Source organism: Klebsiella sp. HMSC09D12, assembly GCF_001808475.1.
GTDB lineage: Bacteria > Pseudomonadota > Gammaproteobacteria > Enterobacterales > Enterobacteriaceae > Klebsiella > Klebsiella oxytoca.
Map to the genome: position 1 here is coordinate 33979 of NZ_KV793379.1, position 11958 is coordinate 45936.

Below are 11958 nucleotides of genomic sequence, written 5' to 3' on the forward strand. Positions count from 1 at the left end.
TAAAAATATTTTTTTGGACGCTCTTTGCAGTGTTGAATAGGCAGCTTATGCAGTGTCGACAGATTTGCCAGCCGAAGCTGGCGGCGGGGGATTAATGGCCGGGATCAAAGGCAATCCACGGTTCCATAATTTCATAAATCATCAGCACTTCGGTAAGCGGCAGGGTGATATTGTATTTGCGGTTCAGAGCCTGAAAAAAGGTGTCATGGACGGCGACAAACGCCTGCTGTTCCAGCGTTAACTCCGCCTCTTCGCGATGGCGGACCCCATTGTTGACCATGACCCGTTCGATCATCAGCGCGATGTGCATGAACAGGTTGATGCGCAGATAGCTTTCAAAATGGATTTTGTAGAAGGATTCATACTGCTTAATGACCGCTTCGACTTCATCAATAATCACTACCGGATTGAGGAAGTTAAGGCGGCTGGCGACGCCTTCGACGGTAAACAGTTTAACCACTTCATCAATCATGGGCTCCAGACCGCCTTCCATCAACAGCCCGTTGAAGTAGTCGCGTTTTAACACCAGCGTCTTTTCTTTAATCAGCTGTTCCACGCTAAGCAGAGGAATATAGCCTGCTTCCAGATCGGTCGTGGTGATGATTAGCCGCGTACCGTTTAGCGCCGGGTCAGCATGGGCGATTTTCCATTTCAGATCGTCATACTCCATCGTAATAATGTCGATCTCCTCCTGGGCCAGGAAGCGCTGGACAATATCTTTTAGCTTGCGGGAGATCCCTTCGCCGGAGATACAGGAGATAATAATTTTATTGCCTGGTAACACGCCCGCGTAGTAGCGCGTTTCCACCTCGTACGCACCTTTAGCGCTTTCAATAATCGCCTCCATCGACAGCTTATCCTGAATTTTACCCGCAATATCCAGCGCCATGGCCGTGCTGACGTTATTGATAACCAGGAGTTCGCCATGCAGATGGAGCTTTATCTCTTCATAGATCTCTTTCAGCGACCCCATGTCCACCAGGATAATCAGCCCGGCTCCTTGCCTGAGGCGCGAAACGTGAGCAATCAGCAGGTCGATGATCTCTCGGGTAGAGGTCGCGTTCGCCATGTCGAAGGCTTTAAAGTAATAGCCGCCGGTCAGCTGGTTGGCGATCCCGGCAATGCTCGACGCGGTGGCGCGGCCGTGGGAAACGATAATGCCCTGAATCGGATCGTCTTCACCGGCGAGGGTGTGAAATGCGCAGCTTAGCAGCGGGAGCAGCAGGGGCAGCGGCTGCCGGGTGACATGTTTGCTAAGTAAAGCCAGGCACTCCTCGGCCAGCAGGCGCGCCTTTCCGGAAACATAATCGGAAATCGTTTGCAGTTCGCCTGGGTCGACCGCCTCTTCCGGAGCATGGAGCGCATAGCTTAGACAGAGCCAGATCGCCTTGCGGATCTCCAGGCTACAGGAGACGCCGGTCAAGTTCTCCAGCTCCTCCAGAGCATGAACGGTGTTCTGCCAGATATAGCCGCTGTACAGCGACTCGGCGGCAACTGCGCCGCCGAACGTCGTCAGCCGCTGTTCCATTTTGCGATTCAGCAACAGCACGTTACCGCTATGGCAAAAGTCGCGAAAAATAACGTCGTCGCGCATTGCTTTTGGCAGTAGATGGCTAATATTCAGCGCATCATCATGTGGGTTAGCGTTAATGCTAATTATCTCACCGCCGGATATGGGGCCGCGTAGCGTGATGGCGTCGGCCTCGCGACTATCGCTCCAGGCGCTGGCGCACATTACTTTGATCTGGTTTTTTAACTCGCCGATATTGCCGCGTACCGGGGAGGTTACCAGCTGATGCATCAGTTGGTAATCGAGATGGATACTGCGCCGCAGGCTGAGCGCTTCCTGATGCAAAAAATGGCTAACCTGAGCGACGCGTTCGGTAAGCGGGCGTGAAATATAGTTGGGTAGCGTGACGCGCACCGGGATACGCCGGCGAAAGGTATTGAGCAGTACGGTGTCGATATTTTCCGTGGTGGCGAAGATGAACCGCAGCGATGCAGGGTGGCGCGTGCGATTATCGCCAAGACGGTAGAAATACCCCTTGTCCATAAACAGAAACAGCTTTTCCTGATTCTCTGCCGAGAGGCGATGCACTTCATCAAGAAACAGAAATCCGCCATCGGCATCATCAAAGGCGCCGCGTTTCTCGCGGTCAGCTCCGGTGAAGGCGCCGCGGGTATAGCCGAAAAGTGTCGCCGAAAGCAGCTCCGGGTTGTTAGCGTAATCCGCGCAGTTAAGCTCGACGAAGAGTTTGTCCGCCGCGATAGCCCCGCGCTCAATAGCATATTGATAGATCAGCGTCGCCAGATGGCTTTTACCGACGCCGCTTTCTCCGGACAAGAGGATAGGTAAGCCGTCCGGATAGTCCACCGCAGAGCGGCACAGCGCGACGGCTTCCGCCAGGCTCCCGTGGGCACCAATCAGCGGCAGAAAGGCGTCATGTTTTTTCGACACTATGCGAGACGCCTGAGTAGTTTCCCCGCCTTTTTGCTGTACATAGAAGCGTACCGGACGGGTGTTTTCTTTGCGCAGATGACCGTCATCGCACAGTCTATTGAGATAATGACTAATGACGCTGCGATTAACCTGCATAAAATCCGCACAGTCCTGAGCCGTGAATCCTGCGGCTTTCTGCGCGTAATGGGTGACTATTTTCTGGAATAATTTTTCTTTTGCCGACAGCGCCATCTCTCAATGCCCCGCGTAGAGTAGAAAATAGCGTCGATTTTATTTAGACACTAGACACTACTGTTTTTATTAGACACTGAGTACTTTCTACGGCATTAGATAAAAATGAAACTGTGTTTTGATTGAAGTGTGATGAAGATCGCCACAGATTTTACAGGGGATAACATCTGGTCTCTCCATCGCGAGCGTGACAGCCTGAACCGCGAGATTAAGAGCTGTGAACCCTCCCGACGCAAAAAAATGCGCTATTTATCACATTTCCGCCTTTTCATTACCGCCGGGTTTATTGGTCGAAACCGTCAAGCTGGCCGCAGAACGGCTCATTCAGGCAACTTAATGATCTTAAAGAAAATAAAAAAATAATTGTAAAGACGATCGCCTTTTATAAAGGAGAGATTGATCACAAAAAACGTGATGATAAACCCGGTGTCAATATTAGGTGTGTCTAAATTTATCGACATATTGTGATCTCTATTGCAAATAACAGCCTTGAAGTCGGGGAAAAATGTTGGCAGGAAAAACGGCGGAGGCAGTCAATGAAAATTGGCATTGTTATTAGCGGTGGCGATGTTTCTGGAATTAATAACTTTATATTTCAGATTGCCAGACTGGCGAGCGCCGATATCACCGTTTTTAACGGGGGCATACCCGGGTTATTGGATAAAAATCATCACGAAGTTGCGTGGCGCGATCTGGTTGATTTCTCCATAACGTCTATTCCGATCATCACATCCGGTCGGACCAGCCGCAAGCTGTTGCGCAGTGAATATGAAACCATAGCTAAAAAAATTAAATCATTGCGTATCGATGTGCTGATTATGGCCGGCGGCGACGGCAGCCTGCAGTTTCTCAATACGCTGAGTGAATTTGATATTAACTGCTTTGGCGTCGGGATGACTATCGATAATGATGTATACGGCAGCGATTATACGATTGGTTTTTCTACGGCCTGCGAGCAGATTATTAAAGAAGTTTCCCGCTTAAGAAATACCGGAAGAGCATTACCGGGTCGGGTATTTATGGTTGAAATATTAGGAGGCTATTGTGGAGAGTTAACGTTGCAATCCGCTATTAAATCTAATGCTGATATTGCCCTGATTCCGGAATCACAGATGCCGTTAGAAGCGCTGGCCGAGCGGGTGAAGCACAAGCTAAAACAGCAAAATAGCGTGGTGATCCTCTGCTCTGAAGGCTACACCAGAGAGTATTCTCCCGGTTTTCAGGGGGCCATTGATACCATGATTAAGCAGCTCGAACCGCAAATTGGCGTACGCATCCGCAAAACCATCGTGGGCTACGGTTTACGCAGCGGCGACCCGACCTGCGAAGAAATCTATCAGGGGACGATTATGGCCTGCGAAGTGGTTCGCTGCATTCAGTCCGGCATGAAAAATAAAGCCATTATAATTAATTCCAGTAACAAACCTATTCCGATTGATTTAGTCAGTATGAAAAAACGTCTGGTCGATACCGAAGGACACCATTATAAACTTGCCAAACAACTCAATATTATTTGAGGAGACCCTACATGCTGAAAATTCTTTGCGTATGTGGCTGCGGCCTCGGTTCTAGCTTTGCCATCGAAATGACGGCGAAGGCGGTTTTAAAGAAACTGGAAATTCCGGCGCAAATTGAACATACCACAATTTCCGAAGCCGGGGCGTTTAAATCAGACATGATTCTGACGCAAAAAACCTTTGCCGATATATTAACCGCAGATGCTAGTGAGGAGGAAATTAAACGTGTGGTGGTACTGCATAAACTGACGGACAAAGATGAGGTTGAAGCCAAAATCGTCGCATTCTTAAAAGAGCGTAACCTGAAGGTGGCAGATTATGAATAGCTTTGTAGAGTTTATCGTCAAAGATTTGCTCGGCCAGGCTTCGATATTAATTGCATTTATTGCGATGCTGGGCCTGATTTTGCAAAAAAAATCAGCGGGCAAAACGGCGGAGGGAACCTTTAAAACGCTGCTCGGTTTCTTAATAATGATGGCCGGAATCAACATTATTGTCGCCACGCTAACGTTCCTTAACGATATCTTCACCCAGGGATTCGGCATGAAAGGCTACATTACTGATGTTGCCGCCATCGCCGGGTTAGCCAATCGTGAATTAGGTTCCGAAGTGGCGCTGACCCTGATGGTCATTTTTGCCGTTAACATTATTATCGCCCGCCTGACGCCGCTCAAATATATCTTCCTGACCGGCCAGGCTCTGCTGTGGATGGCGACCATCGGCGCGGTAATAGGCTATAAAGCCGGGCTGACCGGACTGTCGCTGATTTTAACCGGCGGTATTTTCGGCGGCGTAATGGCGGTATTGATGCCCGCTCTTGCGCAGCCGGTGGTCAGACGTATTACCGGTTCCGATGATGTGGCGCTGGGGCACTTCTGCACCATCGGCTATCTGGTGCAGGCGGCGGTGGCTAAAGTGGTCGGGAAAGGTTCCCGCTCAACCGAAGATCTTGAGCTACCTGATAACTTTAAGTTCCTCCAGGATACCTACCTTGCGATGGCGGTGGTAATGGTGCCGATGTACCTCATTCCCGCGCTTGCCGCAGGCCCGGAATATATCGCTCAGTTCTCCGGTGGTATTAACTACCTGATGTACGCCTTTATGCAGTCTATTCAGTTTGTGGCGGGGGTATTCGTTCTCTATAGCGGCGTGCGCTTATTGCTTAACGAGCTGGTGCCGGCATTCCGCGGCATCGCCATGCGCATTGTCCCGGACGCAAAACCCGCGCTGGATTGCCCGGTACTGTTCCCCTATGCGCCCAATGCGGTGATTGTCGGCTTCCTGGCAACGACCGTCGGTTCCATTATCGGTATGCTGGTATTCCCGATGTTTGGTCTGGCGATGATCCTGCCCGGCCTGTTAACCAACTTCTTTGCCGGCGGTACGGCAGGCGTGTTTGGCAACGCGCTGGGCGGCCGGCGCGGAGCGATGATTGGCGGCGTCATTCACGGCCTGTTTATTACCTTTCTGCCCGCCATTTTAGTGCCGATGCTGGAAAGCTACGGCTTTACCGGCGTCACTTTCAGCGATTCTGACGTCATTAGTTCCGGTCTGGTATTGGGCCACGCCTTCCAGAATAACTGGCTATTTGTTGCTCTGTTCATTGTTTTTGTTGCCGCACTGGCATGGTTCGTAAACGGTAAATCAGCTAAGCCAAAAGGGGAAAATATTCATGAGTCTGTATAACTTCAACGCGATTCTGAAAATTGCGCAGGAAAGAGATTTTAAAGCCATTGGCTCGTTTAATTTGCACTGTATTGAAATGCTGCCGGCGTTTTTTAAAGCGGCGCAAAAAAGCGATAGCCCATTAATGATTCAAATTTCTACCGGGACGGCGGAATATCTTGGCTATCGTTTACTGGTGGATGCCGTGCGCTCGCTCGCGGAAAGTGAAAACGTGCCGACCTGTCTGCATCTGGATCACTGCTCTGATATCAGCGCCATTGAAACGGCAATGGATGCCGGATTTTCATCAGTGATGTATGACGGCTCCCATCTGGGGCTGGAGGAGAATATCGGCAATACGCGTATCGTGGTGGAGATGGCGCGCCCGCGGAATATCACGGTAGAAGGCGAGCTGGGGGCGATAGGCGGCTCGGAAGATGGCAAAGCCGTTGCCGCAGAAGATATTTGTTTCACCACGGTGGAAGACGCCAAACGCTTTGTGAAGGAGACGCAGGTGGATATGCTGGCGGTCTCCGTAGGCACGGTACATGGCCTCTATACCGGCAAAGCGCAGATCCAGCATCAGCGGCTGAAAGAGATTAGCGCCGCCACAGGCGTACCGTTAGTGCTCCACGGCGGTACCGGCGTCAGCGATGATGATATGCGCCTGGCCGTAACGGAAGGCATCAACAAAGTGAACGTCGGTACTGAAATGAACGTTCAGTGGGTCGATCAATGTAAAACCACTTTTGAAAAAGGCAAAGTTAACGACAGCGTGCGCAAATTCTTAATTCCGGCGAATAATGCGGTCACCCAGGTATTAATGGAAAAAATCGCGCTATTTAAATAATACTTTATTTTTAATCGTATTCCGTTGCCCTGCTGTCCGTCAGGGAGGAGCTCGCTATGTTTGAATCTTTGAAAACCCTGTGGAAAAAAGAGAGTAGCCCGCCGCAGGATTATGACGCACAGTCCCGCCAGCTGGCGGGGGAAATCGCCAGGCTGGAAGGCGAATTACAGGGCGACCCGGGAAATGGCGAAGTACAGAAAGCATTAATGCTGGTTTATAACCGGGCGCTGTCGGTATATGCCAAAAGCCATACGCATCGCCAGGAAATAGATGCGCTTTTTGTGCGCATTGATGAGTTACGTAATGTTATTCGCCGTAATATATAGGAAGTGATAATGACGATAAAAGAACTGCTTATTGAGGCCGATGCGATTCAGGTCGGCGTCACGGAGTCCGACTGGCAGAAGGTGATCCAACTGGCGGCCAGCCCGCTGGTGGCAAAGGGATATATCTCGGCAGATTACGGTCAGGCGGTGATCGATAATACCCTGCATCATGGCGCCTATTACGTTTTTGATGAGGGCATCGCCATCCCGCATGCCAGACCGGAGTGCGGCGTAAAGCGCAACTGCTTTAGCCTTGTTGTGCTGGATAAGCCAATTCAGTTTGCTGATAGCGAGAAGGCGGATATCGTCATTATGTTCGGCGCGCAGGACAGCAATGCCCATATAGAAGAGGGGATTCGTGCGATTGTCGCTCTGCTCGATAATAACGAGACCATGGAGAAGCTGCGGGCCGCCAGCAGCAAGGAGGAGGTCGTTGCGTTGCTATGAACAGATATCTCACACCCGGCTGCAAAACGGTAATTTTAATTAACGGCATTCCCGCCTCGGGTAAAAGCACCGTCACCCGGCAGCTATCGGCAGCGTTTAATCTGCCGCAGCTGGCCATCGACGGTATTAAAGAGCCGTTTATGGCGTGCTTTACCGGGATCGATCGGTCCTTCAACCGGCAGCTGGGCTGCGCCGCGTATGAAGTGATATGGTCGATTGTCGGTCAGTCACCGGCAGGCTGCATCTGGCTTATTGACGCCTGGTTTGGCTTTCAACCGCGCGACATGCTGCAGCAGCTGCTACAACAAGCGGGCGTTGAAAAGGTTCTGGAGGTCTGGAATCACATCCCGCCTGAGCTTGCGGTGGCGCGCTATGCCAGCCGGTTACACGATCGTAAGCCGGGGCATCCGGGCGAAGAGTATCTGCCGGAACTGGCTCGGCTGGCGCAGCAGGCGGAACCAATGCGGCTGGGGCCGGTATTGACCGTGGATCAGCAAAAACCGCTGGATATCGAGCGCGTTATTCTTTGGATTGCAGCACAGATTTAGTCAGGCTAAATAACATCATTAGTTTAAAAGCGCCTGCGGGCGCTTTTTTTGTATCGGCATAAAACGATTATGCGATATGATTTATCCTCCTGTCTTTAGATTGGTTTAATTGTTTTTAATAAAGGATAGTTATGAAAAGGAATTTATTGGCGGCAGCAATAAGCTGCGTCTTATTAATGGGGCTTGTTGGATGCGACGATAATAAATTACCCGAAAGCGCTCCTGCTCCTGCAGCAGCTCCGGCTAGTCCATCCGCATCTTCAGGTGCAGATAACAAGGAAGTTAAAAACGCCAGCCCAGACCGCATTATTAGCGAAAAGATGAGCGTATATATTGAGTGTTATAATGATATCGATGAAGATATTTATCGTAGCATTAAATACTATGCTCGCTGGTTAGACGATCTGAAGGTCGGTCCCACCGGAAAAGAAAAGAGTGTTGGCGGTATCACGGATGTTTCCGCAAAGTTTGATCAGTGCCTGGCCAATATGGCGCACGTTTCGAGTTTAAAGCCGTCGCTGGATCCTATCGATAATCTCGCTTTACCTTATATTAATTCATCCATTAAGCTGGCAGAAGTCATCAATAAGATGAATAAATATTACGAACAGCAAGATTATAAAGATGATGCTTTCGCTAAAGGCAAAGCGCTGCATACTCAGTTTATTCAGGCATTAGCCGCGTTCAAACCCGCATCAGATGCTTACTCAGAAGCGATTCATGAAATTAATAACCGCCGTCAGGAACAGCAGTTGAAAAAGATTGAGGCCAAAGAAGGCAAGTCTTTTGATTACTATTCGCTATCCATTATGTTGACCAGCAAAAAGGTTAACCAGGCGCTTGAGGCGGATAAATTTAATACCGATGCTGCGATGAAACTCGTCCAGGATCTGGGTGAACAAATTGAGCAATTGAAATCAAAACAGGGCGAAACCAAAAAAGGTCCCCGGATGCGTGAGATCAGAGCCCCGACGTTTATCGAAGCGGCGGAAAAGTACCTTCTGGATGCCAAAACGCGCGTCCGCCGCGTTCGCGACAACACACCCCTGACGTCTGGGGAAGCCATGTTGATGGATGGCGCCCCGCAAATGGTGGATGGCTCTTTTGAACATCTCATGGCGAGCTATAACCAGCTCGTAAGATGGTTTAATACATTGAGTGATTAACCTGGCTGAAGAACGATAAAAGCGCCTGTGGGCGCTTTTATCGTAAACCCGCCATCCGCAGCAGCGCCGTCACCACGGCAGCGGCGATAATCACCACGATCAGCGGCATCTTACGCCAGGCAAGAAATACCGCAAAGCCCACGCCCAGCACCCGCGCCATCCCGGCAAAATGTTCACCTTCGTAGAAGGTGGTTGCCAGCGCGACGGAAAAGAGCAGCACCGTTGCCGCATCGGAGAGTAGCGCCTGTGAGCGCTCAGAAAAGGCCAGCCGGCTGCCGAGCTTCGCTCCGCCTAAGCGCATCAAGTAAGTGCCCAGCGACAGAATCGCGATACCGGCGATAAACAGCGTCATATTGCCCATTATTTTCTCCTCGTCAGCAGGCCAAACAGCGACAGCAAAACCGGCAGACCAACCGGCGCAAAAGGTACGGCGGCCAGCGACAGAGCTGCTCCGCTGCAGGCGCGGATCAAGGTGGTGCGATTTTTAAATGCCGGAACCACCAGCGCCAGCAGAATGGCCGGAAAGACCGCATCGAGGCCAATGGTTTCCGGAGCCGGGAGCAGTTTGCCGACCCCCGCGCCCAATAGCGCGCCCAATGGCCAGATCAGCGCCACGCCCAGACCGCACAGCCAGTAGGCCGCCCGCCGCTGCTCGGGGGTTTTCTGCGACAGACCAAACACCACGCTTTCATCGTTCATAATATGGCAGCCGAGGAAGCTGGCGGCGCGCTGGCCGACCAGGTCGCGAACCGTCACGCCGAAGGGAATATGACGAGCGTTGACCAGTAAACCGGCCGCCGCCGCCGCCAGGGGATTTCCGCCGCTGGCGACAATGCCGATAAACATAAACTCCGAGGCGCCCGCCAGGACGCTGACCGAAAGCACAAAGGGCACCCAAATCGGGAAACCGTAGGCAATGGCCAGCGAGCCATAGGACATACCAACGATGCCCACTGCGATGCAGACTAAAACAATTGCTCTGAGGGTGTCGCCTTTAAGACTGGCGAAGTGATGTTTCATACTCTTTAGCCATATCGAACGAATTTCCATTATAATGAACGCAACAGAATCGTATTTCAAGACGAACGAAACGTTCGTTATAAAAAACACGGAGGGCTGGATGACTCAGCCAATTAGCCTGATTGCCAAAAGCCTGGTTCGTGAACGCGCGCGCACCGGTCTTTCCCTTGCTGAAGTTGCGCGACGGGCGGGAATTGCCAAATCAACGTTATCGCAGCTGGAGTCCGGTAACGGTAACCCGAGTCTGGAAACGCTGTGGGCGCTGTGCGTGGCCCTCGATATTCCTTTTGCCCGGCTGCTGGAGCCGCAGGTCAACACCACCCAGGTGATCCGCCGCGGCGAGGGGACGAAAGTGATTGCCGAGCAGGCAAACTATCAGGCGATTTTACTCGCCGCCTGCCCGCCGGGCGCGCGGCGCGATATCTATCTCCTGCTGACCCAGCCGGGGGCTGACCGTATCTCTCACCCTCATCCACCGGGTTCCGTGGAACATATTATTATCACCCAGGGGCGGGCGCGGGTCGGCCTCACGGAGGCGCCGGAAGAGTTGGGAGAGGGGGATTACATCTGCTATCCCGCCGATCGGGAGCACGTTTTCCAGGCGCTGGAACCGGATACCCAGGCGCTATTGGTCGCCGAGCAGAACTAGTCACGGCGGCAGGGTGGACGCCATGGCTGTATTGCGGGACACTAGCTGCATTCTCCCGCGAAGACAGGGAAACTTATGTCGCTGAAAGCCATTGCTAAAGAACTTGGGATCTCGGTTACAACCGTCAGCCGCGCGTTGAACGGCTATGACGACGTGTCGCAGGAGACGCGCGCCCGCGTCGAGGCCGAAGCGCAGCGTCGCGGCTATCGGCCAAACACCTTTGCGCGCCGCCTGAAAATGGGCAAAATCGACGCCGTCGGCCTGGTGTTCCCCGTGCGTCCCGCGCCGTTGAATAACAACGTCTTTCTCGAAATGGTAGGCGAAATCAGCCACGAGCTGGCGCGCTATGAGATCGATTTACTGCTGATAGCCGATGACGAACAGGCCGATAAACACGGTTATATGCGTATGGTGCAGAGTCGTCGTGTTGATGCGCTGATTGTTGCCCATACCCTGGACGATGATCCGCGCCTGATTCAGCTGCTCTCTTCCGGCTTTCCTTTTCTCGCCCTGGGGCGCAGCCGTCTGCCACAGCCCTATGCCTGGTTTGATTTCGATAACCAGGCGGGAACGTACCGCGCAACCCGCCATCTGATTAGCCAGGGGCACCAGCGTATAGCGCTGCTGAGCGAAAATAACAATCAGGCGTTTATTACGCAGCGCCGCAATGGTTACCTGCAAGCTCTGCGCGAAGCGGGGCTGGCTGAAACCTGGCTGCGCAGCGTGTCGCCCACCCGCCGCGGAGGGTTTCAGGCGACGATGGAGCTGCTGCGTCTGCCCGAACCGCCTACGGCGATAGTCACCGATTGCAACACCCACGGCGACGGCGCGGCGATGGCACTTGCTCAGCTCGGGCGTCTTACCGGCTCCGATCGCGTCTCACTGGTGGTTTATGATGGCTTGCCGCAGGACAGCATCATCGAAACTCCGGTGGGCGCGGTGATCCAGTCCACCCGGCAGGGCGTGGGCCGCCAGATAGCCAGCATGGTTCGCCGCTTAATCGCTGGCGACGATCTCGCCTCTCTCCAGGTGCTCTGGCAGCCTGAATTTATCCCCGGCGAAACTGCCTGATTCCCCT

At 52.4% G+C, this 11958-nt stretch carries 14 protein-coding genes; 11 read left to right on the top strand and 3 right to left on the bottom strand.

The features are described from left to right. Positions 1 to 91: 91 nt before the first annotated feature. Positions 92 to 2692 carry a sigma 54-interacting transcriptional regulator gene (locus tag HMPREF3178_RS00535; protein ID WP_017145169.1) on the bottom strand — a complete coding sequence of 867 codons (2601 nt, stop codon included), beginning with the start codon at positions 2690 to 2692 and terminating at the stop codon, positions 92 to 94. Positions 2693 to 2824: 132 nt separating this feature from the next. Between HMPREF3178_RS00535 and HMPREF3178_RS31230 the strand changes: the two genes are divergently transcribed. The 9 genes from HMPREF3178_RS31230 (at position 2825) to HMPREF3178_RS00575 (ending at position 9211) form a co-directional block, all read left to right on the top strand. Continuing rightward, the gene (locus HMPREF3178_RS31230) at positions 2825 to 3055 is read left to right on the top strand and encodes a hypothetical protein (RefSeq protein WP_157776753.1); all 231 of its coding nucleotides are present in this window, start codon (positions 2825 to 2827) and stop codon (positions 3053 to 3055) included. Positions 3056 to 3228: 173 nt separating this feature from the next. Beyond that, positions 3229 to 4209 carry a 6-phosphofructokinase gene (locus tag HMPREF3178_RS00540; protein WP_004116804.1) on the top strand — a complete coding sequence of 327 codons (981 nt, stop codon included), beginning with the start codon at positions 3229 to 3231 and terminating at the stop codon, positions 4207 to 4209. 11 nt (positions 4210 to 4220) lie between these two features. Beyond that, on the top strand, positions 4221 to 4535 hold the full coding sequence (locus HMPREF3178_RS00545; protein WP_004107427.1) for a PTS sugar transporter subunit IIB: 315 nt from the start codon (positions 4221 to 4223) through the stop codon (positions 4533 to 4535). Then, the gene (locus HMPREF3178_RS00550) at positions 4528 to 5895 is read left to right on the top strand and encodes a PTS sugar transporter subunit IIC (protein ID WP_004107430.1); all 1368 of its coding nucleotides are present in this window, start codon (positions 4528 to 4530) and stop codon (positions 5893 to 5895) included. Before HMPREF3178_RS00545 ends, HMPREF3178_RS00550 begins: the two co-directional genes overlap by 8 nt. Further along, positions 5882 to 6724 (top strand): class II fructose-bisphosphate aldolase, encoded by an 843-nt coding sequence (locus HMPREF3178_RS00555; RefSeq protein WP_016809583.1) that lies wholly within the window; start codon positions 5882 to 5884, stop codon positions 6722 to 6724. The genes HMPREF3178_RS00550 and HMPREF3178_RS00555 overlap by 14 nt, the downstream gene beginning before the upstream one ends. Before the next feature lie 56 nt (positions 6725 to 6780). After that, the gene (locus HMPREF3178_RS00560) at positions 6781 to 7050 is read left to right on the top strand and encodes a hypothetical protein (protein WP_016809582.1); all 270 of its coding nucleotides are present in this window, start codon (positions 6781 to 6783) and stop codon (positions 7048 to 7050) included. Positions 7051 to 7059: 9 nt separating this feature from the next. Beyond that, positions 7060 to 7497 (top strand): PTS sugar transporter subunit IIA, encoded by a 438-nt coding sequence (locus tag HMPREF3178_RS00565; protein ID WP_004107437.1) that lies wholly within the window; start codon positions 7060 to 7062, stop codon positions 7495 to 7497. Continuing rightward, entirely contained in the window at positions 7494 to 8045 is a 552-nt protein-coding gene (locus HMPREF3178_RS00570; protein WP_016809581.1) for a P-loop nucleotide/nucleoside kinase family protein, read from the top strand. Before HMPREF3178_RS00565 ends, HMPREF3178_RS00570 begins: the two co-directional genes overlap by 4 nt. A 131-nt stretch (positions 8046 to 8176) precedes the next feature. Next, positions 8177 to 9211 (top strand): YiiG family protein, encoded by a 1035-nt coding sequence (locus HMPREF3178_RS00575; RefSeq protein WP_029496760.1) that lies wholly within the window; start codon positions 8177 to 8179, stop codon positions 9209 to 9211. A gap of 37 nt (positions 9212 to 9248) precedes the next feature. Here the strand turns inward: HMPREF3178_RS00575 and HMPREF3178_RS00580 are convergent, their stop codons facing one another. Both HMPREF3178_RS00580 and HMPREF3178_RS00585 read right to left on the bottom strand, forming a co-directional pair. After that, positions 9249 to 9572: an AzlD domain-containing protein gene (locus HMPREF3178_RS00580; protein WP_004107443.1), complete on the bottom strand. Its 324-nt coding sequence runs from the start codon at positions 9570 to 9572 to the stop codon at positions 9249 to 9251. Then, a complete protein-coding gene (locus tag HMPREF3178_RS00585; RefSeq protein WP_017145166.1) occupies positions 9572 to 10231 on the bottom strand; it encodes an AzlC family ABC transporter permease in 660 nt (219 codons plus the stop codon). The genes HMPREF3178_RS00580 and HMPREF3178_RS00585 overlap by 1 nt, the downstream gene beginning before the upstream one ends. A gap of 100 nt (positions 10232 to 10331) precedes the next feature. Between HMPREF3178_RS00585 and HMPREF3178_RS00590 the strand changes: the two genes are divergently transcribed. Together HMPREF3178_RS00590 and HMPREF3178_RS00595 are read left to right on the top strand one after the other, a co-directional pair. Next, a complete protein-coding gene (locus HMPREF3178_RS00590; RefSeq protein WP_004107447.1) occupies positions 10332 to 10880 on the top strand; it encodes a helix-turn-helix domain-containing protein in 549 nt (182 codons plus the stop codon). Positions 10881 to 10955: 75 nt separating this feature from the next. After that, entirely contained in the window at positions 10956 to 11951 is a 996-nt protein-coding gene (locus tag HMPREF3178_RS00595; protein ID WP_004107449.1) for a substrate-binding domain-containing protein, read from the top strand. Positions 11952 to 11958: the final 7 nt, after the last annotated feature.

Bases quoted from the DNA above. Each gene is read 5' to 3' on its own strand.
- HMPREF3178_RS00580 (WP_004107443.1), bottom strand. From the start codon at position 9,572: ATGGGCAATATGACGCTGTTTATCGCCGGTATCGCGATTCTGTCGCTG.
- HMPREF3178_RS31230 (WP_157776753.1), top strand. From the start codon at position 2,825: ATGAAGATCGCCACAGATTTTACAGGGGATAACATCTGGTCTCTCCAT.
- HMPREF3178_RS00545 (WP_004107427.1), top strand. From the start codon at position 4,221: ATGCTGAAAATTCTTTGCGTATGTGGCTGCGGCCTCGGTTCTAGCTTT.
- HMPREF3178_RS00590 (WP_004107447.1), top strand. From the start codon at position 10,332: ATGACTCAGCCAATTAGCCTGATTGCCAAAAGCCTGGTTCGTGAACGC.
- HMPREF3178_RS00560 (WP_016809582.1), top strand. From the start codon at position 6,781: ATGTTTGAATCTTTGAAAACCCTGTGGAAAAAAGAGAGTAGCCCGCCG.
- HMPREF3178_RS00565 (WP_004107437.1), top strand. From the start codon at position 7,060: ATGACGATAAAAGAACTGCTTATTGAGGCCGATGCGATTCAGGTCGGC.
- HMPREF3178_RS00550 (WP_004107430.1), top strand. From the start codon at position 4,528: ATGAATAGCTTTGTAGAGTTTATCGTCAAAGATTTGCTCGGCCAGGCT.
- HMPREF3178_RS00595 (WP_004107449.1), top strand. From the start codon at position 10,956: ATGTCGCTGAAAGCCATTGCTAAAGAACTTGGGATCTCGGTTACAACC.
- HMPREF3178_RS00575 (WP_029496760.1), top strand. From the start codon at position 8,177: ATGAAAAGGAATTTATTGGCGGCAGCAATAAGCTGCGTCTTATTAATG.
- HMPREF3178_RS00555 (WP_016809583.1), top strand. From the start codon at position 5,882: ATGAGTCTGTATAACTTCAACGCGATTCTGAAAATTGCGCAGGAAAGA.
- HMPREF3178_RS00570 (WP_016809581.1), top strand. From the start codon at position 7,494: ATGAACAGATATCTCACACCCGGCTGCAAAACGGTAATTTTAATTAAC.
- HMPREF3178_RS00535 (WP_017145169.1), bottom strand. From the start codon at position 2,692: ATGGCGCTGTCGGCAAAAGAAAAATTATTCCAGAAAATAGTCACCCAT.
- HMPREF3178_RS00540 (WP_004116804.1), top strand. From the start codon at position 3,229: ATGAAAATTGGCATTGTTATTAGCGGTGGCGATGTTTCTGGAATTAAT.
- HMPREF3178_RS00585 (WP_017145166.1), bottom strand. From the start codon at position 10,231: ATGAAACATCACTTCGCCAGTCTTAAAGGCGACACCCTCAGAGCAATT.